This window comes from Klebsiella sp. FDAARGOS_511 (genome assembly GCF_003812845.1).
Lineage (GTDB): Bacteria > Pseudomonadota > Gammaproteobacteria > Enterobacterales > Enterobacteriaceae > Klebsiella > Klebsiella grimontii.
Map to the genome: position 1 here is coordinate 476,474 of NZ_CP033824.1, position 25,683 is coordinate 502,156.

The 25,683-nt window shown below is 51.4% G+C and carries 31 protein-coding genes; 2 read left to right on the plus strand and 29 right to left on the minus strand.

Annotated features, from left to right (window positions below):
• The first annotated feature begins 56 nt into the window (after positions 1 to 56).
• Together yeaG and EGY08_RS03355 are read left to right on the plus strand one after the other, a co-directional pair.
• Positions 57 to 1,991 (plus strand): protein kinase YeaG, encoded by a 1,935-nt coding sequence (gene yeaG, locus EGY08_RS03350; protein ID WP_004121478.1) that lies wholly within the window; start codon positions 57 to 59, stop codon positions 1,989 to 1,991.
• A 130-nt stretch (positions 1,992 to 2,121) separates the two neighbouring features.
• Positions 2,122 to 3,405: a YeaH/YhbH family protein gene (locus tag EGY08_RS03355; protein ID WP_004121480.1), complete on the plus strand. Its 1,284-nt coding sequence runs from the start codon at positions 2,122 to 2,124 to the stop codon at positions 3,403 to 3,405.
• A 140-nt stretch (positions 3,406 to 3,545) separates the two neighbouring features.
• On the opposite strand, the gene EGY08_RS03360 is transcribed toward EGY08_RS03355, so the two are convergent.
• The 29 genes from EGY08_RS03360 to EGY08_RS03505 all read right to left on the minus strand — a co-directional run bounded on the left by EGY08_RS03360 (position 3,546) and on the right by EGY08_RS03505 (position 25,681).
• Complete coding sequence (locus EGY08_RS03360) at positions 3,546 to 3,872, minus strand: hypothetical protein (RefSeq protein WP_123828214.1); 327 nt, start codon at positions 3,870 to 3,872, stop codon at positions 3,546 to 3,548.
• The gene (locus EGY08_RS31000; RefSeq protein ID WP_123829401.1) at positions 3,872 to 4,111 is read right to left on the minus strand and encodes a hypothetical protein; all 240 of its coding nucleotides are present in this window, start codon (positions 4,109 to 4,111) and stop codon (positions 3,872 to 3,874) included. Before EGY08_RS31000 ends, EGY08_RS03360 begins: the two co-directional genes overlap by 1 nt.
• 116 nt (positions 4,112 to 4,227) lie before the next feature.
• Positions 4,228 to 5,028 (minus strand): hypothetical protein, encoded by an 801-nt coding sequence (locus tag EGY08_RS03370; protein ID WP_123828215.1) that lies wholly within the window; start codon positions 5,026 to 5,028, stop codon positions 4,228 to 4,230.
• 6 nt (positions 5,029 to 5,034) lie between these two features.
• Positions 5,035 to 6,981, minus strand: a complete 1,947-nt coding sequence (locus tag EGY08_RS03375; RefSeq protein ID WP_123828216.1) for an SGNH/GDSL hydrolase family protein — start codon at positions 6,979 to 6,981, stop codon at positions 5,035 to 5,037.
• A 77-nt stretch (positions 6,982 to 7,058) separates the two neighbouring features.
• Positions 7,059 to 10,124 (minus strand): host specificity factor TipJ family phage tail protein, encoded by a 3,066-nt coding sequence (locus EGY08_RS03380; RefSeq protein WP_123828217.1) that lies wholly within the window; start codon positions 10,122 to 10,124, stop codon positions 7,059 to 7,061.
• On the minus strand, positions 10,121 to 10,501 hold the full coding sequence (locus EGY08_RS03385) for a nitrite transporter (protein ID WP_117079785.1): 381 nt from the start codon (positions 10,499 to 10,501) through the stop codon (positions 10,121 to 10,123). Before EGY08_RS03385 ends, EGY08_RS03380 begins: the two co-directional genes overlap by 4 nt.
• 9 nt (positions 10,502 to 10,510) lie before the next feature.
• Entirely contained in the window at positions 10,511 to 10,993 is a 483-nt protein-coding gene (locus tag EGY08_RS03390; protein ID WP_123828218.1) for a DUF1833 family protein, read from the minus strand.
• Positions 10,980 to 11,459, minus strand: coding sequence for a hypothetical protein (locus tag EGY08_RS03395; RefSeq protein ID WP_115239625.1), 480 nt, complete (start codon positions 11,457 to 11,459; stop codon positions 10,980 to 10,982). The genes EGY08_RS03390 and EGY08_RS03395 overlap by 14 nt, the downstream gene beginning before the upstream one ends.
• On the minus strand, positions 11,459 to 13,999 hold the full coding sequence (locus EGY08_RS03400; RefSeq protein WP_123828219.1) for a phage tail tape measure C-terminal domain-containing protein: 2,541 nt from the start codon (positions 13,997 to 13,999) through the stop codon (positions 11,459 to 11,461). Before EGY08_RS03400 ends, EGY08_RS03395 begins: the two co-directional genes overlap by 1 nt.
• A gap of 62 nt (positions 14,000 to 14,061) precedes the next feature.
• On the minus strand, positions 14,062 to 14,439 hold the full coding sequence (locus EGY08_RS03405) for an outer membrane protein assembly factor BamE (protein ID WP_064398076.1): 378 nt from the start codon (positions 14,437 to 14,439) through the stop codon (positions 14,062 to 14,064).
• 63 nt (positions 14,440 to 14,502) lie between these two features.
• Complete coding sequence (locus EGY08_RS03410; RefSeq protein WP_123828220.1) at positions 14,503 to 14,766, minus strand: phage tail assembly protein T; 264 nt, start codon at positions 14,764 to 14,766, stop codon at positions 14,503 to 14,505.
• Between the two features lie 2 nt (positions 14,767 to 14,768).
• Entirely contained in the window at positions 14,769 to 15,152 is a 384-nt protein-coding gene (locus tag EGY08_RS03415) for a phage tail assembly chaperone family protein, TAC (RefSeq protein WP_123828221.1), read from the minus strand.
• 42 nt (positions 15,153 to 15,194) lie between these two features.
• Positions 15,195 to 15,686 carry a phage tail tube protein gene (locus EGY08_RS03420; RefSeq protein ID WP_017146242.1) on the minus strand — a complete coding sequence of 164 codons (492 nt, stop codon included), beginning with the start codon at positions 15,684 to 15,686 and terminating at the stop codon, positions 15,195 to 15,197.
• 58 nt (positions 15,687 to 15,744) lie between these two features.
• On the minus strand, positions 15,745 to 16,110 hold the full coding sequence (gp17, locus tag EGY08_RS03425; RefSeq protein WP_123828222.1) for a tail completion protein gp17: 366 nt from the start codon (positions 16,108 to 16,110) through the stop codon (positions 15,745 to 15,747).
• Complete coding sequence (locus EGY08_RS03430; RefSeq protein WP_123829402.1) at positions 16,107 to 16,646, minus strand: HK97-gp10 family putative phage morphogenesis protein; 540 nt, start codon at positions 16,644 to 16,646, stop codon at positions 16,107 to 16,109. The genes gp17 and EGY08_RS03430 overlap by 4 nt, the downstream gene beginning before the upstream one ends.
• Entirely contained in the window at positions 16,639 to 16,971 is a 333-nt protein-coding gene (locus tag EGY08_RS03435) for a phage head closure protein (RefSeq protein WP_064398061.1), read from the minus strand. The genes EGY08_RS03430 and EGY08_RS03435 overlap by 8 nt, the downstream gene beginning before the upstream one ends.
• 1 nt (position 16,972) lies before the next feature.
• Positions 16,973 to 17,170 carry a hypothetical protein gene (locus EGY08_RS03440; protein WP_123828223.1) on the minus strand — a complete coding sequence of 66 codons (198 nt, stop codon included), beginning with the start codon at positions 17,168 to 17,170 and terminating at the stop codon, positions 16,973 to 16,975.
• 65 nt (positions 17,171 to 17,235) lie between these two features.
• A complete protein-coding gene (locus tag EGY08_RS03445) occupies positions 17,236 to 17,568 on the minus strand; it encodes a head-tail connector protein (protein WP_115239630.1) in 333 nt (110 codons plus the stop codon).
• 5 nt (positions 17,569 to 17,573) lie between these two features.
• Positions 17,574 to 17,828, minus strand: a complete 255-nt coding sequence (locus tag EGY08_RS03450) for a hypothetical protein (protein WP_049083365.1) — start codon at positions 17,826 to 17,828, stop codon at positions 17,574 to 17,576.
• 45 nt (positions 17,829 to 17,873) lie between these two features.
• The gene (locus EGY08_RS03455; RefSeq protein WP_123828224.1) at positions 17,874 to 19,094 is read right to left on the minus strand and encodes a phage major capsid protein; all 1,221 of its coding nucleotides are present in this window, start codon (positions 19,092 to 19,094) and stop codon (positions 17,874 to 17,876) included.
• Positions 19,095 to 19,103: 9 nt separating this feature from the next.
• On the minus strand, positions 19,104 to 19,811 hold the full coding sequence (locus tag EGY08_RS03460; RefSeq protein ID WP_025713387.1) for an HK97 family phage prohead protease: 708 nt from the start codon (positions 19,809 to 19,811) through the stop codon (positions 19,104 to 19,106).
• A complete protein-coding gene (locus EGY08_RS03465) occupies positions 19,787 to 21,106 on the minus strand; it encodes a phage portal protein (protein WP_049131802.1) in 1,320 nt (439 codons plus the stop codon). Before EGY08_RS03465 ends, EGY08_RS03460 begins: the two co-directional genes overlap by 25 nt.
• A gap of 6 nt (positions 21,107 to 21,112) precedes the next feature.
• Positions 21,113 to 22,849: a terminase large subunit gene (locus EGY08_RS03470; protein WP_123828225.1), complete on the minus strand. Its 1,737-nt coding sequence runs from the start codon at positions 22,847 to 22,849 to the stop codon at positions 21,113 to 21,115.
• A complete protein-coding gene (locus tag EGY08_RS03475) occupies positions 22,803 to 23,267 on the minus strand; it encodes a phage terminase small subunit P27 family (protein WP_064398049.1) in 465 nt (154 codons plus the stop codon). Before EGY08_RS03475 ends, EGY08_RS03470 begins: the two co-directional genes overlap by 47 nt.
• Positions 23,268 to 23,449: 182 nt before the next feature.
• Positions 23,450 to 23,791: an HNH endonuclease gene (locus tag EGY08_RS03480; protein ID WP_123828226.1), complete on the minus strand. Its 342-nt coding sequence runs from the start codon at positions 23,789 to 23,791 to the stop codon at positions 23,450 to 23,452.
• A 308-nt stretch (positions 23,792 to 24,099) separates the two neighbouring features.
• Positions 24,100 to 24,342: a hypothetical protein gene (locus tag EGY08_RS03490; RefSeq protein WP_049131804.1), complete on the minus strand. Its 243-nt coding sequence runs from the start codon at positions 24,340 to 24,342 to the stop codon at positions 24,100 to 24,102.
• A gap of 68 nt (positions 24,343 to 24,410) precedes the next feature.
• Entirely contained in the window at positions 24,411 to 24,656 is a 246-nt protein-coding gene (locus EGY08_RS03495; protein ID WP_048258049.1) for a DUF2560 family protein, read from the minus strand.
• Positions 24,657 to 24,722: 66 nt separating this feature from the next.
• The gene (locus EGY08_RS03500) at positions 24,723 to 25,106 is read right to left on the minus strand and encodes a hypothetical protein (protein ID WP_048982869.1); all 384 of its coding nucleotides are present in this window, start codon (positions 25,104 to 25,106) and stop codon (positions 24,723 to 24,725) included.
• Positions 25,107 to 25,192: 86 nt separating this feature from the next.
• Positions 25,193 to 25,681: a hypothetical protein gene (locus EGY08_RS03505; RefSeq protein ID WP_049131806.1), complete on the minus strand. Its 489-nt coding sequence runs from the start codon at positions 25,679 to 25,681 to the stop codon at positions 25,193 to 25,195.
• Positions 25,682 to 25,683 lie beyond the last annotated feature (2 nt).

Below are 25,683 nucleotides of genomic sequence, written 5' to 3' on the forward strand. Positions count from 1 at the left end.
CCACTATTCATATGAACGGCTCTCAACCTGTGCTAAAAACGAAAGGACGGCATGCCATGAATATATTCGATCACTATCGCCAGCGCTATGAAGCTGCCAAGGACGAAGAGTTCACACTGCAGGAGTTTCTTACCATCTGTCGGCAAGATCGCAGTGCTTATGCTAACGCAGCAGAAAGATTGCTGATGGCCATCGGTGAGCCGGTCATGGTCGATACGGCCCTGGAACCCAGGCTATCCCGTCTCTTTTCAAACCGGGTCGTGGCACGCTATCCGGCCTTTGAAGAGTTTTACGGGATGGAAGATGCCATTGAGCAAATTGTTTCTTATCTGAAGCACGCCGCTCAGGGGCTGGAAGAGAAGAAACAGATTCTGTACCTGCTGGGACCCGTGGGCGGCGGTAAATCATCGCTTGCCGAACGCCTGAAGTCCTTGATGCAGCGTGTCCCTATCTATGTACTTAGCGCAAACGGAGAGCGCAGCCCGGTCAACGACCATCCGCTGTGTCTGTTCAACCCGCAGGAGGATGCGCAAATCCTCGAAAAAGAGTACGGCATTCCAAACCGCTATCTGGGGACGATTATGTCGCCGTGGGCGGCCAAGCGCCTGCATGAATTCGGCGGCGACATCACTAAGTTCCGCGTGGTGAAAGTGTGGCCGTCAATTCTGGCGCAGATCGCCATCGCCAAAACCGAGCCCGGCGACGAGAACAACCAGGACATCTCCGCGCTGGTCGGTAAAGTGGATATTCGTAAACTGGAGCACTACGCGCAGAATGACCCGGATGCCTACGGCTACTCCGGCGCTCTGTGCCGCGCCAACCAGGGGCTGATGGAATTCGTCGAGATGTTTAAAGCGCCTATCAAGGTGCTGCATCCGCTGCTGACCGCCACGCAGGAAGGCAACTATAACGGCACCGAAGGGATCTCCGCCCTGCCGTTCAACGGGATCATCCTCGCCCACTCCAACGAATCGGAATGGGTGACCTTCCGGAATAACAAAAACAATGAGGCCTTCCTCGACCGCGTGTATATCGTCAAGGTGCCTTACTGCCTGCGTATCTCAGAAGAGATCCGTATCTATGAAAAACTGCTTAATAACAGCGAACTGACCCATGCGCCTTGCGCGCCGGGAACGCTGGAAACGCTGTCGCGCTTCTCGATTCTGTCGCGCCTGAAAGAGCCGGAAAACTCGAGTATTTACTCAAAAATGCGCGTCTATGACGGCGAAAGCCTGAAAGACACCGACCCGAAAGCGAAGTCCTATCAGGAGTATCGCGATTATGCCGGCGTCGATGAAGGGATGAACGGCTTGTCGACCCGCTTCGCGTTCAAAATTCTGTCGCGGGTCTTTAACTTCGACCACGCCGAGGTGGCCGCCAACCCGGTGCATCTGTTCTACGTTCTGGAGCAGCAGATCGAGCGCGAACAGTTCCCGCAGGAACAGTCAGAACGTTATCTTGAGTTCCTGAAAGGCTATCTGATCCCGAAATACGCCGAGTTTATCGGCAAAGAGATCCAGACCGCCTATCTTGAATCCTACTCTGAGTATGGGCAGAACATTTTCGACCGTTATGTCACCTACGCCGACTTCTGGATTCAGGATCAGGAATACCGCGACCCGGATACCGGCCAGCTGTTTGACCGCGAGTCGCTGAATGCGGAACTGGAAAAAATCGAGAAGCCCGCCGGGATCAGTAACCCGAAAGACTTCCGCAACGAGATAGTCAACTTCGTGCTGCGCGCCAGAGCGCACAACAGCGGGCGTAATCCAAACTGGACCAGCTACGAGAAGCTTCGCACGGTTATCGAGAAGAAAATGTTCTCCAATACCGAAGAGCTGTTGCCGGTGATTTCCTTCAACACCAAAACGTCAACCGATGAGCAGAAAAAACACGATGACTTTGTCGACCGCATGATGGAGAAAGGCTATACCCGTAAGCAGGTTCGTCTGCTGTGCGAATGGTATCTGCGGGTACGTAAATCATCCTGATAGACCGGCCCGACAGCTAACCGCTGTCGGGTTAATAATAACTGCGAAGACCCAATGACATTCAGCGACGGGCTATTTTCCGCGCCTGAATGGCCGGGGCATTGTTGGCAAATGCAGTACAGGAGGGCATATGACCTGGTTCATAGACCGACGCCTGAACGGGAAAAATAAAAGCGCCGTCAATCGGCAGCGCTTTCTGCGCCGCTATAAAGCGCAGATAAAGCAGTCGATCTCCGAGGCCATCAACAAGCGCTCGGTGACCGATATTCAGAGCGGAGAGTCCGTCTCCATCCCAACGGACGATATTAACGAACCGATGTTTCATCAGGGACGCGGCGGCCTGCGCAATCGCGTACACCCCGGTAACGATCACTTTGTACAAAATGACCGTATCGAACGCCCTCAGGGCGGCGGTGGCGGAGGCGGCAGCGGTCAGGGGCAAGCCAGCGCCGACGGCGAAGGCCAGGACGAGTTTGTCTTTCAGATTTCGAAAGACGAATATCTCGATCTATTGTTCGAAGATCTCGCCCTGCCAAATTTGAAGAAAAATCAGCAGCGTCAGCTGACGGAGTATAAAACCCATCGCGCGGGCTATACCGCTAACGGCGTTCCCGCCAATATCAGCGTCGTTCGCTCGTTGCAGAACTCGCTGGCTCGGCGCACGGCGATGACCGCCGGTAAACGCCGGGAACTGCACGCGCTGGAAGAAGACCTCGATACCATTAGCAAAAGCGAACCGGCGCAGCTGCTGGAAGAGGAGCGGCTGCGCAAAGAGATAGCCGAACTGCGGGCGAAAATCGACCGCGTCCCGTTTATTGATACTTTCGATCTACGTTACAAGAACTACGAAAAACGGCCAGAACCGTCCAGCCAGGCCGTCATGTTCTGCCTGATGGACGTCTCCGGCTCCATGGACCAGGCGACCAAGGACATGGCAAAACGCTTTTATATTCTGCTGTATCTGTTCCTCAGCCGGACCTATAAAAACGTCGATGTCGTTTATATCCGCCACCATACGCAGGCTAAAGAGGTCGATGAACACGAATTCTTTTATTCGCAGGAAACCGGCGGCACGATTGTCTCCAGCGCCCTGAAGCTGATGGATGAAGTGGTTAAAGAGCGCTATGACCCGGCGCAGTGGAATATCTACGCCGCACAGGCCTCGGATGGGGATAACTGGGCGGACGACTCACCGCTGTGTCACGAACTGCTGGCGAAGAAAATCCTGCCCGTGGTGCGCTACTATAGCTATATCGAGATAACCCGTCGGGCGCACCAGACGCTGTGGCGGGAGTACGAACACCTGCAGTCGACCTTCGAAAACTTTGCTATGCAGCATATTCGCGACCCGGAAGATATTTATCCGGTATTCCGCGAACTGTTTCACAAACAGACTTCCAAAATTGACACTTAGTTAAATAAAATCAGCCAGTTATATAAACTTCCTGGCTGATTTTTCCCTATTTTGAGTATGTTTTATTTTCTTATTTAATCAATGATATGCCTTTCATTTTGGGGAAGTATTCTTCCCTTTTAAGCATAAATTTTCTCACATCAAATAGGGCTATCGTCCTGCCTCAAGTCGTTGATCGCGTGCGTAGCCACCCCCAACACTTCAACATCTTCCATCGCCTCCCCTTCTATCGATTCACCTTCGACAGTGATAAAAGAACGCCCCATCAATTTTGCAAACTGCAGTTCGCCAGCCACGCGGATAAGCAGGACGCTTCCTTGCGTCACTTTTAACGACAGGTCAAGAACAACGAAGCCGCGATCAGTCTCTATAATCTGAGAGTTCGCGCCAATGTTGCACGCAGCCGTGACAGTCAGTCTCTGCTCAACGTAGTCGGCGGCCGGTGAAGGAAAATAGCTGGCAGTCATTACATCACCCTCCCCATGTTGCGGAGAATCCACAGCCGATTTTCTGTATGTTCGGGCGTTTTGTCAGCGAAGCACGACTGATAGCGCTCTATCCAGCGGTTAGCTTCTGAATAAGATAAGTGGATGCCACGGCACACAAGAGAAGACACAAAATCGCGTGTGTGCAGGTACTGGTAGCCTTTCGAGTTGCGAAGAATCGACTCCCGAAAGGCCTGGTTGATGTCTGATTGTCGAAGCATGATCTGCCATCCCATAAATACTGTTTATGCATACAGTAGTTTTATTTAAAGGGAAGATCAAGAGAGGTTGCGGCTGTCAATTTAGCCAGCAGCCGCGAGTTTCTGCCATTACTGTATTAACCTAAATCAGTAATTCCCCATGCTGCACTGAGATAGGCACTTACACTATCGAGGACTGATGCGACCTGAGCCTGAGTCAGCGCTGTTTCAAAAATCAATTCCATCCCTATCGTGATATTTGCCCCTGCTGGATAGGCAGCTGGCGCATGGTGCGACCCGATGCGGATCGTACGGTCGGTATAAGCTGTGCGGCTGGTCAGGGTTTTGGAGTTCTGCCAGTTCAGGGCGCCTCCCTGCCGGGCTGCAATCCTCGCCACATTATTATCACCGTCAACCAGCTCGACAAAGGCGGCCCATCTGGCGCTGTCATACGCTGCGCTGTAATAGTTGATCATGTTCAACGGCGTAGCACCGTTATCCTCAACAAACGCTCCGTAAAGGCTTTGTCCGGAAAACAGAAATGCAAGCCCGTCGCCGCGGTAGACAGCCGGTGCGCCGGAATAGCTGTAGTTCCCCATCATGAATGCCTGCTGCGTTTCGGTTGCCGCTGTCGGCTTTACCGGCTTACAGATCACGATATGCGTCTGGTTTTTGGTTGAGACCTTCCCGGTATCAAAACAGTTTCCAAAACTACAGATCGCCCCAAATTCGGAGAGGATTGTCGGGGTTCCGATTTTTGTCAGCGGGGCGGAATTGTCGGCGCGATTCCTCATGCTGAGGTCTGCTGTTCCTCCCTGAATGTACAATCCTTTAAGCCCCGCTGTTACAGGAAGGTCTGGCTGCATGAAATGACCTTTTTTCGGATGTGCTCCGGGGATCACGACATCACCGAGTTTTGGGATATAAACAGTATTCATAATAAATTAGCCTTTAATCAGTGCGTTATTAAGTGATGATGCGACCAGATTACTGCCTGTAGCATTCGGATGAAGATTATCGAGGAAACAGCCCAGGCTGTTCATTTCAGTCCAGGTGTCAAACAGGTCATAGATGCTGAAGAACTCGACATTCAGCGTCTGCGAGAGATCGTGCATCACGTCACGGAAATCAACGAGCGGCGTTACCGCCGTTCCGTTCGTGCGGGGTGGTGCCATCAGGATAAAACCAACGTCTGGCAACACCGTGCGGCAGGCGGCGATGTACGTCTGCAATGCGGTTTTAAATACCTGTGTCCCGTCAGAATTACGGTAATCATTGTTGCCGATGACGATACAAATGACGTCCGGCTGCATTGTGCTCAGGTACTCCGCGATTTTGTCGGAGAACAACAGAAACTGGTCCGCAAGAATCCCGGAGTTACCCGCCTTACTCATCACGCAACCAGCCACACCGGCGCGCCAGAGGTAAAAACCGTGGATGGCCACACGCCCGGTATTGCCATCAGTTTTGACGTAAATCGTCCTGGCCTCGTCGGCCATGCCTGTCAGCAACACCGATTTTGTCGCGCCGGTATTCCCGCAGACAACCTCAGTCCACTGAGTGACCCCGCCAACGTCGTAGCCGTACTGAAACTTACCGTTCAGGTCCTGGTAGTAAATACGGCAGTCAGTGCAGCGGACATTCGTCACCCTGAAATAGGCCGTGCTCGTCGTGGTATTGATTGACTGGCCGTCAATACCACAGCCATAAAGCGGCGCTCCGCTCGTCGGGGACGAATCATATAAATCCCATCCCTCTGATCGATATATTCCCGAACCGTCGCGCGCGGCCCCGTAGTTAACAGTTCTCCAGCCAAGACCCGCGTCACCGTAATCATTGTGCAACAGCCCGGCGATAGCTGTGGCCAGTTCGTTATTCTGCGTCCAGCTGTCGCCCGTCAGCATGAAGTGTGGACGGACTGTCAGGCCTGCTTTGAGCTGTGCTTTCTTCGCTTTCCAGCGCCAGAGCGTCCGGCCATCAGTATGCAGCGGAATATTGTAGACGGCAGAGTACATCCTCCCCTGAAACCAGCTGACCATATCCCCGCGAATGTTCGGCCCGACCCCACTGGCATCAAGCTTTCCATCATGGAACCAGAACGGGACGTTCCCGGCGGCATCCATCATCCCCGGTACAAAGCCAGGGGAAATCAGAGGGACATTCTGGTTAAGCGCGCTGGCGATGATACCGTTGATATAAGACCATATTTTTTCCAGCAGCCCCGTCGCAATTGCCGACGCATCCAGCCCGCCATTCCAGTACACCGGTACATTTCCCGCGCTGTCCATGAATAACGGAAAAAAGCCTGGGGAAACCCCTGTCACTTGTGCATTCAGCGCATCCCCAAGCCGCGCATGAACATCCTCATAGATCATCTGATACAACGATGTGGCAATACGCGAAACAGCAAAACCATTATCCCAGTACAAAGGCACATTTCCGGCCCCATCGACAAAGAAAGGGAAAAAGTCACCGCTGACGGTGCCGGTGGCAATAAAGTTTTCAATAAACTGGATAAGTGCATCGACAGAGCCCTGAGAGGGCATCCTGCGCCCGGTTGCCGTCAGCGTCCCGGCGATATTTCGGTATTCGATCGCCAGAGCGGAATCATCCGGACTGCGTACATAGGTGGTGGCACCTTCAGGAATACTGGCAATATCAGCCTGAGCCTCTTCAAGACTCTGGTATTGCTTGCCAAGTGGGATAAGGTTCTGGCGGGTATTTTCGACAATAGCAGCGAAGGTCTGCAGCATCAGGCGCCAGGAATCCAGCGGTTGCCCGGCACGGTCGTTAACGGTGCCCGCTGGTCCGTTAACGAGTTCGTCCAGGCGAGTGGCATTGTCGAGCAGCACCGCGGGCGACGTGCTCCCAAGTGGCGGATCAAAGGCCATATTTTTTGCTCCAAAAATAGGCTTCGCCCAAACGAGGGTTTGAGCGAAAAGAGTTAATAAGGGGTTTTTATGGGGTATTACGCGACGTCGCCGGGGTATGTGGCGTCGTCGTAGGCGTAGAACGATTCAAGATATTCGTTGGCGGTCACCTGACAGGTGCCGTCAGACTGTGGGGCAATTTCTGCCACCAGCGCATCATAGACATGCCGCGTTGAGCCGCAGAACACCAGCCGGATCGGCTCGATGGTTGCAGACGATAAATTGATTTTCAGCAGGTCATCAAACTCACTCAGATGCGGGACCGAAAGTTGATAATCCCCTGCTCTGGTCGCCACCATCAGCCCGGAGGCCGAGCCATCCTGGTAACGGACCAGCGCGCGAGGATTTTCAAAAGACCAGTCCAGCGGCTCCGTAACGGTGAAGGTCGTTAAACCGCCAGCCGTTGTCATCTCCTCAACAAGACAGGAAATCGTGTTATTCCCCGGTATATCGTCGGTCAGCACAATACGATCGCCAACGTTGTAGCAGAGCGCGTCCAGTTCGGTCGTCGTCTGGAACGTTACCCGCTGCTGCAGGTATTTCATCAGGCGACGCATACCGATTTGATAAGCGTGATCCTGACTCAATACCCCGTCGAGTTTGTAATCCTCGATTTTCACCGGTGTGGGGTTATCGGGAGTGCGACATTTAACCGTCTCTTCCGCCCAGGTGGTCCCGTTGACGTAAGTCACATCAACCCCGTCGTAATCATCGTCAGATGGCGCAGTGAAACCACTCTGCAGCTCTTCGACCATCTCATGCGGGGTGATGACGCCTATCCAGGGCTTAATCCCTTCCCGGTTTACTGTCGCCAGGCCATCACTCAGCAGAAAACGTGACTTCCCGGCGTTGGCGATCTTTTGCAGCATTTCCAGTGCCGAGATACTGTCGCCAGTAGCGAAATCAAAATACTCTCCCCGCGGTGTCCAGTACGCGGACTCAATGCCGTTAATGGTATCGACATCCATCTCCAGTCCCAGCGAGTTCCCGACATGCAGCAGCGCCCCCGAAATGGTTCTGGCCGTTCCGGTTTCATAGGCACGCGTCCCAACAACGTTTACGCGGCGGTCAGACTGCGCCGCCAGTTTACCGCCCGTCTCGACGGTCACCGCCATCAGCGACACACCGGGATAGGATGAAGGACGCGTCAGCAGGCGCCCGCGCAGTGCCTGCCAGTACATCGAGTCACGCGCATTATTGCTACCCTGCTCATTGCGGCGACGGCAGCGAACCTCTACAAGGCCCGGAGAACCGAGTGTGATCCGCTCAGTAAAGCCCAGACCGTTAACGTTTTTCAGCGCGTACTCGCCCTGTTTACTGACCCACCCTGAGCCGGAGCCATAAATCCGGTACTGAATTTCCCATTCAACGTGGCGAATGCGTTTTTTCCCCTTGCTGTCAAAACCGCAGACGCCGTTCGGAAAGGAAAAATTCACTTCGAACATATCCACGGTTTCATTTTCAGGACAGACAAGGTACGGACCCAGCCAGCTCAGCGTGTCGTTGAGCCCGGTTGCCTCGTAGTCGATCATCGTCCTGGCGGTGAATCCCGTCCATGACTCATCAACGGTACCGTTAACCAGACGCGCCACCGTCGCCGTCGTGCCGTCAGCTGACACAATCCGGTACTCATTCCCGCGGTGAGCAAGTGAAAGCCGTTGCACGCCTTCAGGCATGCCCGAAAATGCGGTTCCCGTGGCGCTGTTATAGGCAAACGTCAAATTTGCCGTTACCGCCGGGCTGCCGCCGGTTGATGCCGTGCCGGAGGTGTAAACAGGGGCATCACCGAAGATGGAAGCTGGTAGTGTGGAGGATGTGATGTCACCACCAGAGAACGGGCTGGCCGCCTCAGTTATCACTACAGTCCCGCCGTTATCCTGCGCGACCAGGCCGGAACCAGTCAGCCCTTCGGTGATAGCCGCCAGCAGTCCCGACATCGAGATATAGTTCGCCACCAGAGACACCGCGTAAGCGATCCCCTGCCACGTGATCGTGAACGTGCTGGAGCTGGTCGAAAAGTCGTAGGTGGTAGGGGCAGCGCTGGCCTGTACTTTAGCAGCGCTGCCACCAACGCCGGGGACGGCGGCCTGACCCGGTGTATATGACGCAATAAACAGATCGTAATCGACGCTATTGAAACTGAGCGTCACCGGCATACCGACTACCGGCGCGATCTCCGTCAGCAGCGGACTCGCGATAACGCTGTACCCGGCCGCCGTTGATATCTGGTAGTTGGCGGGAGCCTTTATCTCAACAATCGCGCCTTCTACCCAGCTATCCGGCAGAGAATTGTCGTTATCGTCATCATCGCTATCATCCGTGTCCAGCCCGGTAAACGTTACGTCGGCTCCGGCCACGGTCATGCTGTCTGCGATAATGTCGTCCGCATCCGGCGACGTCTGGGCCATGTCCAGCCCGGTGCCGGATGACGTCCCGCCGACCTCCGTACTGTTGAACCAGTTTTCACTGCGCTCATCGCCGGAAACGTCTGCACCAGGGGGATAATGCGTGCTGCTGAATCCCGGCAGGGTCGATGCAGGCGTACTGCCAACGCGGATATCGCCATTGGTATAATCCAGAGCTCCGACACCAAGGCACAGCAGCATCTGTACACGCATTTTCGTGGGATCGTCAGCATCGAACCGGGTAACGGGCTGCACAACATAATCCGGATAAATACGCACGCGCCCAAAAACTTCACGAATGGCATCACCCAGTTTTGCGCTGTTTGCTTTAGCGGGGTTCAGGTCGAGGCTTCGCCCGGTGGATGACGTGTAGCCACCAGCATCAATATTACCCATCATGAACAGTGAATAAGCCGCCGTTGCCACGGCGATACCAACCCCTATCCATGCGATTGTTGCTACTTCAAGCCCGAAAGGCACCGGATATATGCGAACGTCGCTCTCCGGCCGGATGATGCAAAACGCCCATTCGCCAGGTGGTACCGGCTGGCCATCCAGTTCAATAGCCAGCGGTGGAACATCCCGATCCTCATAATCTGCGACATTGGCAACCAGCCAGCTGCGAATGGTGGTAACGCCATGCTGATGCGTTTCGATTGGTTCACCGGGCAGCCGCGACGGGTAAAAACGAATGGTCATTGCCAGAACTCCACTTTGACAAATCGCCGCTTAAATCGCGGCAACGGCAGAAAGGTGACGTTCGTTCCCGGATTACATTCCGCCACGTGCAGCAGGCCACCGATATTGACGACGATACCGACATGGGTGACGGTTGAACCGGAATAACAGGCCACCCCGGCGCCTTCGCGCGGTTCGCAGCGCTCCAGAGAAAGCATCATCCGGCGCGCTTCGCGGTCGAGACCGCCGTCGTCTTTGGTCACCCCGGCGAACTCAGGCCAGAGAGGCAGTCCAAGGTCCGCCCGGATTTCGTTCACGATCCCGAAGCAGTCGAGCTGCGGATACACTCTGCCGCCCTTCAGCCAGGTGACTGAAAGGTATTTATCAGGGTTAAACATTGGGATTCCTTAGCTGATGTAACGCAGACCGGGGAATGATGGGAGCGTATAGCGATATCGCGGCCAGGCTGTATCGAGGACATTCATATAGCCCGCGGTGATCTGCACTTCTGTCGCCGTCCAGTAGCCAGATTTGACTTGCAGCGTATACGGTACCGCCGCAGGCGCCGCTAAATCTGTGGAAATATAACTCCGGTAAGTCAGCGACGCCGAAAGTCGGTTCGCCAGCGCATTGCGTATCGCCGTGGACACAACGCCATCGATATTACACAGAGCAAATTTCAAATCCTGCGTGCCGTCCTCATTACGCGCCGGCAGCGCAATATCCATCGCGCAGGCGGTAAACGTTACGGTCTCGCCGTTCTCCGTCGTCGCGGTAATATCCTCGTAGCCCTTACACAGATAGTGAACATCTGAACCGATGGTTATCTGCAGCGTTTCAATGATCACCTCCGGCCCGCTGCTGGCATAAAGGCGGTTAATCTGCGTCATGCTTTGGCCACTCCTTATTCAGCGCGATATCGAGCAGCGAGCTGCCGACTATCCATTCCGGATAATGCCCCCATCCAGCCGGAGGTAATGGGCGCTCCCATAACTCAATAGATGCTGAATAACGCCAGTACATCCCGCCCTCTGGTGTCGGACCCTCATAGATATCGTTAAACCGGCATACATAATTTTTCATCCCTACAGGTGTAAGTAATGGCATGTTGAACCAAGCCGCCCCGTCAGAAAGAACATCCCGATACCAGGCCTCAAAAGCCTGAGCCTGAGCGTCGTTGAAAATCCATGCAATATCCGTGTTGGTCGGTACAGAAGTGTAGGCTCGCCGTTGTCGGCGTCGCCCAGTTACCATAGCGGTACTCTTTAGAGGAGATAAAGACTTCAACCCAAAACTATCTTTAAGAGGGCCAGGCAGGTAATCGGATGGATAGTAAAGCGTTGTGGTGATAGCCATCAGCCGATTTTCCTCCCAGAGTTAGTTTTGCTGGTTAATGCTCGGTGCAAATCACCCTGCCCACTTGCAACTGAGTTCACCGCCTTTCGATACCCCCGTTCAGCCCCCTCATCTGCGGCTTTGCGCACCAGCGCCAAAGTTGCATCTGAGGGGTTCCCATTTATTGGGATGGTGATAGTAGGCGAATAAATAGCGCCGCTTCCGGTTGACTGAGTCGCGACCCTATCCAGAGTGGCATCCAGCTTTGCGCTGGTTTTAGCAGTAGTAACTCGCTCGCCTTTTTGTAGAAGCCAAGTTCCGGTTTCAGGCACTGAGTCGACACCATCGTGAGCCATGCCAGCGAGTGCTGATGTGCCTACGGCAGCCACCAAAGGGGTCGTTATTGCCGCCGCCGCCGCCATTGCCGCCGGGGCCAATGCTGGTCCGACAATTGGTATTGCAGCTGTTGATGCATATGCTGCGATTTGAGCTTGGAGAGATGTAGCTTGTGCATTGGCGATCATGGCAGGAATCGCCGAGGCTTGGGCGGTTTTGTTTACCAGCATCTGAACACCTTGATACACAATCCATTGCGCAGCCATATCAACTAAAGCTTTTATGACTGAAGTTCCAAGGTCTGAAAAAATCCCTTTAATTGCGTCCCCCATCGATTCAGTACCGCTGATAACGTCATATAAATGTTCTGAAATTGAATCTGTTGCAGAACCCAATATTGATGTCATCGCATCAGCGGCTTGCTGGTAGTAATCACTGGATATTTCAGCAAAGTCAGCTAATGAGCTTGAGATACCAGATTGCCAATCACTTTGTAAATCATCTGACTTCTGATAATAACTTTCCTGTATTTTCAAGCGCTCTTTAAGTGCATCCCTCAACGCTTCTTTCTTTTTATTATATAAACTATTATCAATATCACCAGACTGAAGTTGATTTAAAAGCTCCTCTTGCCTCGATTCAAAATCCTGCTGAATACCATTTAACTCTCGCATTCTGCCACGGTCCTTACTTCCTAAGGAAAGACCCATGATTTCGTTATCATATCCCTGTCGGACAAGCTTATTTTGCTTTGTTAAACCGGCAATATATTCTGCAACCTTAGCATTTTCTTGGTTAAGTCGCAGTTCTTCTTTTTTAGAATCAAGTGTTTTCGCAGCAATACGAAGCTGTTCTTTTTGATCCTCAGAAAGCTTTTTCAGATTACCACTAGCAATATCAAAATTTATTTTTTCGAGCTCTGTAACTTCCGCTGTTTTTTTACCAGTAGTTTCAATCAGTGCAGCTTGTTTCTGTAAATCTAGTAATCTACTTTTAAATGCGTTTTCAGTTGGATTTTTCTTGGCAGTTTGCTTCTGGTTCGACTCATCTTTACCAAGATTATAATTATCAGCGCTGGTCGGCTCTATACCCATGTCAGAAAGCAAGGACTGCATCCCCTTGGCAGCTCTTTGTGATTCTTCTGGAGTTGGTGTCGATCCTTTTATTGCTTGTAGAAACTGGAGGCGTTTGCTTAAAAAATCTAACTCTTCCTTTTGTTCCTTGCTTTGGTTACCTCTCTTGTTCAGGAATTCTATACGCTGTTCTACGTTGTTTAAATCAGAAGCGTCGTAATTTCCTGATACTGCACCTATCCTCGATCGTGTATAAGAAGCAATGGCACCAAGCCCACCAGCAATACGACCGACAACACCGGCCAAACTGATGGCCTCGCCAACCAGATCAGAAAGGCCCTGTAGGATGGCAGGGTCAGTGAATACATCATGAATACTATCAAGCCCGTCCTGCAGAGGGGATAAATCAACTTTTGCTAGACCAGAGGCTATTTCCATTTTCAGGCCACGAGCACTGGTCTCAATATCCAGGAAAAACTGATTAACCTTTACAAGATTATCAATATCTTCCTGTGGCGGTGCCACTCCATAATCTTTTGAAAGCTGAATAAATTGCTTCAACTTTTCATTATTATTGTCAAACAGCGGAAGCATTTTTGACAAGTCATTTCCTAGGCTTTCAAGGATATTTGTTTTCCCTGCCTGAGACGGTATTTTTTGCAGGGCAGCACTGATTGCCATCAGCTGCTTATCTGGAGATTGTTTTGATAACTTTTCCGCTGAAAGGCCCAACGTATCCAAAGCTTGTGCCGCTTCACCAGATTTGTTCAGTACCGCATCACCAACTTTATCATTAATATCTTTAAAAATATCCGCAATATTATCGCCGGTTAGACCTGCCTGTTCAGCTGCGTACTGCCAAGATAATAAATCCTGCGTAGACATTTTTAACGATTTGGCCCATCGGTCTGCCTCAGTAACCTGTTGAGCAGTGTTTTTTACAATTGAAAGTCCTGCAACACCAATACCAACAGCAGCAGTAGCGGCAGCGACTCCGATGGCGGCTATGGATGCACCTACTTCTTTAGCGTCTTTTTTAACCTGGTCGCGCCATTTTTGGGACGATCTTTCAGCCTTATCCATCCCCTGAACAAATCCGCCAACTTTTGCTATCAAATCAATTGTTAATGTACCAAGGGATTTTCCAGCCATTAAGTTTTCTCCGGGCATAAAAAAACCCCGCCGAAGCGAGGTTCATATTTTAATTTAAGCGTCTATTTTTTAAGTGCCTCGGCATAAGCTTGGGCGGTTTTTTGTGATGACTCCATGACATCATCAGCCAGTGTTTGCTGCCCCCACTTGGCCACTTTCCCGCTTACAAATGTAACAACTAGCCGATCATTAGCTAATTGTTCGTTATCGATAATAGTGTAGCCATATAGAGACTTATTCCAATATATCCAGCGTTCGCGCTCTGGGTTAACGTCAGTCCTTCTAGGCGACCCCATAATTTGCATAACATCATTTTTGCTCATCCCAAGGGATAGAAGCATAGATTTCTGGTTGTAGTCGATTTTCTGGACTGTTGGGGCGCATCCAGTAATTGTTAAAGCGGATGCGCCAAGTATTAAAGCTAAAATTAGATTTTTCATATCCCTATCCCAGTAGTTGTTAGTTTACTGATGATAGTGATCCCGTACTGCATTTAAAAGTTATCACTGCCAACTTTTCATAGCCTCTTCAAGCGATACAGAGACCTCATTGATATGCGGTGCAAAGTCGCTAACCTTAAACGGCGGTGAGTTCTTAGACTTATTGATGTTCGCCAGCACGGAGGCCACCAGAGAGGCCCCCCACTCGGTCCGCATCATAACGTTAAGCGGACCATACTTATTGCGGTACTTTACCCACACCTGAAATTCACGAAGGCTCATTCGCTCCTGAGCCTCGGCAATGGTGCGCCCACCGATGCCGTTCATGACTAACTCACACCAGAACTCGTCTTCTCCTGTGAGTTCGTAGTCTTTCCCAGATCGTTGACTTCCTGGATTACGGCCAGCAAAGCAATAACAATTGGCCCATCGAGTGCGCCACGGTCTTCAGATGCAGTTCCGAGAATGTCTGCCTCAGTAAAGATTTGCTTGCCTTCCTCATCACATATATGGGCGGCAATACGCCCAGCCACCGGATCAGATTTTCCGTTGTACGCCAGTAGTTCAGCTTTAGTGGTGTGGTAGCCCATAGGACGCACAAAAACGGTTGCGATATGTTCTTTCCCGTCACGACCTTTCCATTTTATTTCTTTCTCTACCGGACGGCCAGTGAATGCCCCGGACTCTTTTAATGTGTCGAGAGTAAGTTTCATTTCTTCTCCTGTATCAAGAAGCCCGGCAGACCGGGCAAATCATTACGCTGCTGCTTTAGGTACCCAGACCGCCGATCCGGAGCGCTGGATAGTTGCGGAGGTGGTAACCACGGCATTTGCCTGAAAATCGAACGGGAAATCGGAAACGTAGCCCTGAAAGATAAACCAGGTACGATCAGACGGAAGCACCAGACCATCAACAGCATCTTCATCGCCAGAAGCTGCAACGGTCGGGGCGCTGGTACCATCTGACCAGCCGATAGCAAAGGTTAGCGGTGTCTGATCATCAGTTTCAGAAAGCCCATGAAGCATAATGTGGCTGGCATTTTTCGGGTCGGCATTCAGCCCGACAGTTGCTGAAGCTGGCGTTTTCAGCCCTTTTTTATAGGTTCTGGAATCCCGCTCACTCAGACAGGTATCTTCAATCTGATCGGCCGGGTTGCCGCCGGGGTTGAAGCTGGTGATACATTCAACCTCGCTGACCACGCCAGATTTCAGCACAAAGAGCTGCGTGCCTTGCGTTAACACAGACATTTTTTAGTCTCCATAAATAGAAAAACCCGCTCAGAGCGGGTCAGTTTGGGGTTGTTAGTTACCTTAATGCGATCATGTCAACATCAAAGGAATAGTGGTATTTCAACGTGGAATCATTACGGCTTTGCTCTCCCCACCGGGTGATATAGGCTTTTCCCTCGATGGCATCACGCAGCGCATGGGCCACCGCCATCACGTCAACTTCAGTATTGCCATATATGTCGATCTGAAGAGAGTAACGGTCAGCATCAGGCCGCTGATTAAGGTAATTTTCAGGGGAGCCATCAATGTTTTGCCACACGGCATAGGGATAGACGATATTGTCGTCCTGCATCCCGAAGGGATAGAGCCTGACGGGGTTGGTACCCAATAAATCCTTTACAGCCTGGCTTGCCGCGCAGACAGAGAATATTGGAGCTATCATACGGACGTTCCTTTTTTGGCTGCGCTACGGACGGCACGATCGATAGCCTTTTCCAGTTCCACAGCGAAAATATTAATTACGTCAGTATCCACGCCATTCATTGCCGGGCGTAGTATTGGCCTCGCGGCCATATGCTCGGTCCCGAATTCCAGAAATCGCCAGTACCAGGTATCACCACCGGGATTGCCTTTATCTCCGGCTGTATTATAACTTTTACCCGCCCTGCCTTTTCGCACATTGGCCTTTGTATTGGCATATTGCCTTGCTCCGCCCATTACCCCTACACGAAAGGTTGGGTCGCCCGTTCTGCGAAAGGCTTTGCTGCTGAAACTGACGACAATATTTTTATAGATGGCTTCTTTAGTAAGAAAGTCATCAACACGAGCGGCATTACTGCGGGCCCTGTCCCGGATGACGTTTGCTGCTTTACGCAGCGCTGCACGCCCGGTTTTATTGCGGGTCACCTGTGAGACAGCATCCATCTTGCCCAGCACCGACTCAAGCCCGTTAAGGTTAACCTCTACACCATCAGCCATCATTCACCCCTTCTGAGCAGGGCAGCGTCAGATATTCCCTGCCGCTGCGCGGGTCTGGTAAAACGCCTTCAATGTTGTAAATGCCATCGCGATACAGAATCCTGTGCTTTCTGGTGACGCCCGCCCGGTAGCGAATCGTTATACGCGTTGTTATCTCGCCCTGTGATGCCTGGGCCGCGATAAACTCCCGCGCAGATAAGGGGGAGATTTCGGCCCAGATGGTTGCGACATCGCGCCAGGTATTGATTACGGCGCCCGTTGTCGGGCTCTGCTCTTTTACCGGCTCCTGCAGGATAACCCTGTGACGCAATTTCCCGGCCTGCATATCACCCCCTGGGTTTTCCGCTGAGATAGGTTGTCGGCTCTGCCTGCACATCCTCTTCACCGGCCAGAGACTGAATGATCACATCACACAGAGCCATGTTTGATTCAGCCAGGCGGTTTATCGCTTCCGTCTGCTCTCTCTGTGCTGCTGTTTGTTCGCTCAGCGCTGCTATCAGCGCGTTTACCTGTTGCTCGTTCATAGGCAATTTTCGTCCACTTTTTTAACCATTCACGCCGACGGCGGCACCCTTCGCAGGCCATATTTTTATACTCCCATATCGATGCGATAGGGATTAAGCAACCAACGCGCAGGGCCAGGGATATCATGACCCAGATCATCCCCGCGGTTTTCATACAGCCAGCCCACTATAAGAAGAACCGCACTCTGAATAGAGGGCGTGATAATAATTGGGCGATCGCCGGCGCCTTCATTTTCAATTGCGTTATCCAGCGCGGCCTGGTCAGCAAAAAAGCGTCGGTTAAGAAACTGCATAGCAGCATCCTCCGCAGCGGCAAGATACCCGCCCACTATCGTTTTATCGATTTCATCATCCAGCCTGAGATGTTCCATGGCTGTTTCAGTGTTGATTACCGTCATAACCATTACCCTTTGGTTTCGGGGGCGCGGTTCATTTTGTTATCAGGGACTTCACCAACTATCGTCACCAGCCCGTTACCTTTGAGCTCGGCAGCACGTAAGCGAGAGACATGAAAAGGATCATCGGCGGGCGTCCTGAAAATATCGCCATCCATAAAACGCCGGACAGGCTGAACCTGAATAGTCCCGGCCTCAGTGGGTTCTGGCGCCACATTTTTACCGTCGGATACAGACGGTTCAGCCACATTTTTTCTGGCCATCACAATCTCCTCAGAAAGAGAGGGCCGCTAAGCGGCCCTGACTTATCAGCCGCCAGAAGCGGTTACATTACCGGTGACAAATGCTTCCGGACGATAAACTGCTAATGCCAGACGCTCTTCCGCACGAATGGTGACCATGTTTTTAATAAAATCATCTTCGTTCTCAGTGGAGAGCAGCACTTCGATATCCATGCGATCGAAGATTTGCGCAGCCATGTTGAAGGCTCCAGTCAGGAAGTTGTTCTGCGCCATAGCCTGAGTTTCCACAACAGGAAGACCCCAGATACGTGGAACACCACCATTGACCGGCTGCGCAATGATGTAGCGGCCTTCGTTATCTTTGGTCAACTCGATGCCTGCCCAGTCAATCGGGTTCAGTACAAAACCAGACGCCGGATATTCTGCAAGAACGGCCTGCAGAACAGCCAGGCGAAGACGGTCGATCGGCGTGGCGTTGGACAGGGTAAGCGCTGGAGCGAATTCTGTTGCCTGCGGCAGAATACCGAGGATATTCGCGCCGGTGCCATCGCCGCTCAGCAACTGCTGCTCCTCTTTAAAGCGAAGACCATACTGAGCACGGCCATCGATATAACTGGCCAGACCGGGCGCATCGTCCAGGATCTGACGGGACGCTTTAAAATAATGCGCAATGGTACGAACCGGCGCACTTTTCAGCTCAAACTTAATGTCTGATTTTGGCTTCAGAGCACCTTCCGCCACAGCTGCAGCATTATTGGTAAACCCCGTTTCCTGAACGAATTCAATACCGTTAGATGCGGTATTGCCGGGGATAAGCAGATTACGGATGGTCAGAGTGCGTTCCGGCGGGGCGATAATGCCCTGAACACGATCGGAGACCACCAGACTGTTGGTTGTGCTCACGCCAGTGCCCGTAGTCGCCGGCACGTTCATAATATCTTTCTGTTCCAGCTTGACGCGGATGCTCTTACGGGCCGAACTGTCCATACCTTTGAACTCTTCACTTTCGACCACCAGCTCACCGAGCGATTTTCGCTGTGCAGGTGCATCGTTCGGACGGCGGGCACCTTTTTGCTCCAGTTCAGTGAGGCGTTCTTTCAACTCGTTCATCTGACTCAGGCTTTCGTCCGTTCGTTGTTTCAGTTCCTGCGAAACGGTTTCTCCTGCCTCCATTTTTCTCTTCACGTCTTCGCCGAAGTTTTTGACCTGATCAATCACCATGGTGAGCTGGGTAGAGATTTCGCTGATGGTTTGCGGCTGATCGTCAGCCGATTTTTTCTGGTACATATAAATCCCTTAGAGAATTTTGGGGAGAGAAAACTGGCTCAGTTGCTGGCGCATCGCCGCAATAGCCGCTTTGGTTTCGCCGTCTTCGCCCCCGGACTCACTCCGGTCAAGCAGATAGGACAGTCCGCGGGAGGCGACCGCAGCGGACTGACTTTTCGAGAAACCTGCCTCTCGCAGGAACTTCTCAAATTCAGGTAAGGAAGGAAGATCACCGTGTGACAGCTTCGACTTAATGACGTCAATGCGGGCATCGTCGTTGGCTGGTACGGTAACGATGGAAATTTCAACCAGGTCGAGCTTCGTTAATGTGCGGATCCGGGTTTTCTCATCGTAATTCGATTCCCGTACGTAATAGCCAATGGAAAGGCCGGTAATAGCGCGGGTTTTCATGCCCCGCCAGGCTGTTTTTGCATAAGCAGCATCGTCAAGCCACAAAGCCCCCTCGCCAAACAGTCCATGCTTATCTTCTTTGAGGGTCGAAATATCCCAGTTGCCAATGGGTTCGCCGGTGCGATGCTGCCAGAGAACCGGGAACGTTCTCCCCTTAGCCCGTGTTTCCTCGATGCTTTCGAGGAAAGCACCCGGCGCCACGACTTCGTTGTAACTATCGACAACATCGAAGACAGAACCGTACCCAGAAAAAAGGCCGTCATCGTTGACGGCCTTAATATCGAAGTCGAATGCCTTTACTTTCATGGCTGCGTTTTTCCGGTACATTCCGGCGTCTCCTCTGATTTAATGCCAAGCCATTCCCGCAGTGCGTTTTTGGCCGATTCACTGTCGCCGGACTTGCCAAGCTGATCTATCGGCAGCAGGTTGGATTGAACGGTTAGTTGGTCAGCGCCAGGTTTTGGCTGAAGGTTTTCTTTTTGCCGTGCTTCATTGCGGGTCATCAGACCGTTCTGGGTCATCGTTGAGTAAAAAGCGGCACGGGCGGCGCTGTCAGCACGTAAGAGACCTTCGATGGAAAACTCTGCGAAGTACTTATTTCTTTCTCCCGGAGCCAGGAGGCTTTTACGAATCGCCTGCTCAATACGGGTCAGCCATGGACGAAGTGAAAACGTTAAAAAGCCAATCAGCATCTGTTCGACGCCACTTCCCCACATTGTCTGCCCCTGGGCGCTGTGTCCAATCAACCCCGGCCATACTCTGAACCACCGACAAATCTCTTCAATATTGAATGCCCTGGACTGCAGCATCTGGGCGTCTTCCGGGTTGAGGTCAACTGGCTGAAACTTCATTCCCGCTTCAAGAACCATCATTTTCCCGGTATTCATGGATCCAGAAAATTGTTCAACCATGCTTTCACGTACTTCATTGCGCTGCTCTTTTTTCAGGATCTGATCCATTGAGAGAACGCCGCTGGGCCGCATACCGTTTTTAAAAACTTTGGCACTGGCTTCATCTGTTGCCATTGCCAGACCAAGTGTCTGTCGGGCATAACTGACAGGTGACAGGCCCATGACACCATTGGTGCTGAACGCACGGATGTGCATGATGTCCCGTTCATCAATGTTTCGGGATGTACCTGAAGGCCAGTCACGGTAGGTATAAATTGGATCTCCACTCTTGCTTAAATCAACCTTCATCCTTTCTGGCCTGAGCGGTACAAGCGAGGTTATGCGCTTTCCGGTACGATCGATTTCTGCGTAAGCATTCCCCCATAAAAGCAGGCTGGCCATGATCATTTCCCAGAACTCCACAGCGGTCATGTCAGCATTCGGTTGATTATGGAGGAGCTCATAAAGCGGGTGATCATTTGCACTCTGGCGACCATCAGCCGTTTTTTCGTAAAAACCAACAGGCAACGTCGCGATGGTTTCGGATAACAGCCTGACGCATGACCACACTGCCGATAACTGCAGGGCTTTATCAACCGTAACGGATTTGCCTGCTGCGGACTGCCCACCAGCATAAGCAGCCCAGAATTCACCGTCGGTAAGGGAGATGGGTACGCCTAGCCACCGGCGAACGGCGCTTTTTATCCGGCCTGGCTTCTTCTCTTTATTCATGGTGACTCACACAATGATGGGATTACTGAAAAAGTCGTCGATATCGCCAGAATCATCCTCATAGCCTTCGGAGGCACCGATTGCCATAGCGCCCGCTACAATGCCGTCGATACGCCCGGTACTTTTTTTCTTGGCAAAAATTCGGTTTTCTTTCTGATCAGCCTCCGTCACTGCTGAAGCCGCATTCCAGCGAAGACAAGGGTTCGTCCTGATGATAATGACGCTGTCATCAAGCAACTCTTCAAACAATTCGATGGAGTGAGGCATCCACAGCCCGGAATCTTTCGCTTTGTAATACCCTTGCCCATGAGGGATTAAGGGAACAGAAACAGATGCTTCCTCAAGCTCCGGCTCAAGATATTTAATGCGATACTGGTCGAAGGCGATGGCCTTGATATCAAACTTTTGAGTCAGATCTGCAATGCGCTGGGCAACAAAGCCGTATTTCACTGCTTTGCCAGGTGTGGTGTGTATGTGACCATCGCGCTCCCAGGCGTCATAAGGTACCCGGTCCGTTTTGGCCCGTTCCAGTAACGTATCTTTCGGGGTCCAGAACTCCACCAGCAACTTACGTTGTTTTGGAAAAAACAATGCCAGTGCCGTCAAATCACGCGATCCGGACAGGTCCAGACCGCCATAGCATTCCTCACCTTCCAGTTCATCTGGATCAAAGCTCTCCTCACAACCCATCCAGACATCACTGCTCATCCACGGATTAGCCGCGTCAACCCACTGACAGAAGTTAAGACGTCTGACGATGCTCTCTTTCGATGGCATCCCGCGGGCCTGAGTCACCTGCTCACGAAGATAGCTTTCTTCAAAGGTGTGACCCAGCGAAGGGTTAGCTTTCTTCCAGCAGGACTCATCCTTGAAAGGATCGTCTCCTTCATCCAGAGAACAAATGAAGGCAAAAAAGCTATCATCTTCAATCGAACCGGCAGAAACCTTTCGGCCGTATTCGTGATAGTCATAGCAGACGCTGGTTTTATCGTGCCCACTGTTGGTGATCATGAAAATCAGCGCCTGCCGACGACCTTTGGTACCGGCACGCATCATTTCAACAACCTGATTGCTTTTATGCTCGTGAACTTCATCAATAAGAGCGCAATGTGGTCGCGGGCCGGACTGCCCGTCATCTGAACTGATTGGACGAAAGAAGGAACCAGACTGAAGAAAAGCCAGGTTCCATTCCTTCCCGGCCCCCCCTGATTTCTGAATGCGTGCGGAAAGAGCTGGAGATTGATCCACCATCGCAACCGCATCACGGAAAAGGACCATTGCCTGGTCTTTCTTCGTGGCAGCGGCATAAACTTCAGCGCGTGCTTCTTTATCCGCAGTGAGACAGTAAAGCCCTATACCCGCAGAAAGGGGGGATTTCCCGGATCCCTTCCCGGACTCCACGTAAACCATTCGGAACCGGCGAAAACCTCTCGTATTTTTCCAGCCAAAAATCGAACCGACGATGAAGCACTGCCATGGCAACAGCACGAAAGGCTCGCCTTCAAAATCGCCACCGTTGAGCTTCAGAACTTTCGCAAAGTAATCAATCGAGCGTTGCGCTGCCTCGACATCCCAGTGCAGACCACGGGCATGGCATGACTTCAGGTCATTGAGATGGCGCTGGCACGAGTTACGAATGTCAGGCCCAGCCAGTTCTTTTCCCGAGGTTACATCCATCGCATATTGGGTTGCTGGATCAACCGAAGAACTTGTCGAGCGTGTCCTCTTCGGATTCTTCACCATTCACTTTCACCTTCGTCCTTGCCGCTGGCGTCAGACCGAATTCAACCAGGTAACTTTTAAAACGGCGGTCGGCATCGGCCAGCATCGAAACGGCCGGGTTAGCTTTGATAAGAAAACCACCCTCGGTCTGGACGGTATAGGTTCTTCCCTCTACTGCGATGGTGTCGCGCAACTGAAGGATATCAGCGTAAATATCGCATAGCCGTTCAAGGGCTAAGGTGTCAGCAACTGTCAACACCCCCATCCCGTCAAGGAGAACAGTCAACCTTCCCCAGGCAACCTTTCCCCAGTCGGTCAGGTGCGCTGGCGGGCTTGGAATTTCTCGCGCCGGAGTCGGTTCTTTATCGTTGAGTTTACGTTTGCCCGGGTTGCCGGAGACCACTTTGAGGTGGGTCGGTTTCGGGCGTCTTCCTGCCATCGGAACCTCCCGGAAAAAAACTTTTCATTTCGCGGTTGTGCATAAAAAGGATGGGCGGCGGTCATTTGGGTTCGAGGTTCTGAACTTTTGACCCGCCCCTCCCCATCAGATGGGAATCGATATCATTTGAATGCTAATGATTTCAAATGACAATCACTTTTGAGGTGTATTGATAATGGTTATCACTTAAACCAATGAGAAGCCGGGTCCAGTGGCATCCCATTTTCATCGCAGCCGATCACGGTGCCACGCTTCTCCATTCGCTGCTTCGTTGAGTCGTGGTGCTGCTTGCACAGCCCTTGCCAGTTCTTCCGGCTCCAGAAAAGCTTTTGCGCCTTCGCTATTTCCTGGCTGTCACCAGAGCGCAGAGCCTCTTTCAGTTTGTGCGGGATGATGTGGTCAACCACCGTTGCTGCTGTCACCCTGCTTTGCTCCTGGCACATGACGCACAAGGGGTGCGCACGAAGGAAGATAAGACGCTCACGGTCCCACTTGCTGCCGTAGATGCGGGGCTCTTTGTTCATGCTCTCATCCTGTTACCTAGGTGAGCGCTCTATCCTCACCAGTCCATACAATGTTTGCCGCTTTACTTGATCGTTCTTACCATAAATCGCCATCGGCTATCCAACACAGCGGTAATTACCTCGCCTTTGACATCATCGGCTGAGTAAACATGCTTTACTTCAACACCGTTAAGATAAACCCTGATGCGTTCACTACTTGGTGTTATGTATTCGCCGGGATCGTCATCCAGAACTTTAAGCCGCATATAACTGGAAATAAAAAAGCCCCGCACAAGCGGGGCTGCTGATTTCTTTGAAGAATCTATTGATTAAACCGGGCGAGGATTGTTTCTTAATATTGCTTCTTCAACATCTGGCATCAGGGGTTCCTGACCGTGAAAACCGACCAAATACATATTGCCATTATCGGAGATGTAATCAACAATAGTGAATGCTACTTCACGCAATCGTGGATCCTGAGGATTGGGAATGTATAAAAGATTGCGCGCACCTTCCTCGACATCCCTGACTTCTCCATTCCACCCCTCACCAAACAGCATCACATTATGCATAATTTGTTCCTGCTAATTGTTTAGCATTTACATTATCACAGGCACATAGTGAATGCCTATGTAATACCTTAGCTGGACTGTTCAGCAGCGGTATCAAAGAGCGGCAGCGCTTCAGTTGCTTCCTGTACTGCTTTCATCGTCTTTGCCACTACCTCAGTTTCTGATGTAACGCGGCTGTATTGCTGGATGAATAGCTGGTACTTAAGCGGGCTGTCCTGAACAAATTCTACAGCGACTTTTGCTGCTGCTGTGTCGTAGTTGAGGGTTGAAAGCAGGTTCAAGCGAATCTGCTGGGCGTCGGTGATTTCGACCATGTCGTACCTCTGTGCGATGTGGGGAGCATTATCGAAGCCACTCTGTAGAATGGCTCCTGTAATGCCTTACTTAACCGTTTCGATTGTTGAGCCGTGGGAGTTCATCACGTACACCTGGTCGCCGGGGTAGATGAACTGGTATCGAACGCCGTCGAATGCCTTGCGCTTTGCATGCTCAGGGCTTTCGAAGTCTTCTACCAAGATGGCGATAGCATCTTCATCCAGAACGCCATCACGCTCGCTGACGATTAACTCTTCTTCCTGCAGCGCATCTTTGCACTGTAGGTCTGAATAGACCGCTGGCAGCCAGATAGCGAAATCAGGGTTTGAGTGGTCATTGGTCTGCAAGAGAATATCGTCGAAACGCTCGCATCCCGCGCGGGCAATTGTCACACTCGGCTGTTCGCAGATGTGGGTCACGCCGTTGATGATGGTCTTAACTGTAAACATGGTATTTCCTTCTTCTTCTGGTAATAAAAAGCCCCGCTATTGCGAGGCATCGTATTTACTTGTATTTGATATTTATTGCCAACGAATCAACCTGGTAATCCGTCGATGTAGCTAAATATAAAACTGGCATCCATCATATTACTTTGATTAAAGCGGCTTCTTTTTATTGCCTCAAACCCTTCCTGCTTACTCGGCCAATTATTGCAGTAATCATTTATATTGTTGTTTTTTTCAAACCACAGTTTTTTGAAACTGAACTCTTCAGAAACCTTTTCAAAAGCAACAACTGTTTTCTTCTGAGTTCGTGTAGCAGTGATGATTACGTTGCATCCCATCTCAGCTAACTCTTTGGTGGATTTTTCAACCTGAGAGCCCAAATCACCCAAAGTGGATATCCCAATCTTAAGTCCATCACGCTCGAATACAGCTATAAGATCCTTTTCTCCACCAGGGTGGGTTTTTGCTGCCATAAAGGATGCATAGCGATCACTTTGCTCAAACAGTTTTATCAGAAATATTAGCGTTTCACTTTTTCCCCTGTTGCTGGAACCGAATACACCCATCATTAAGTTCATCT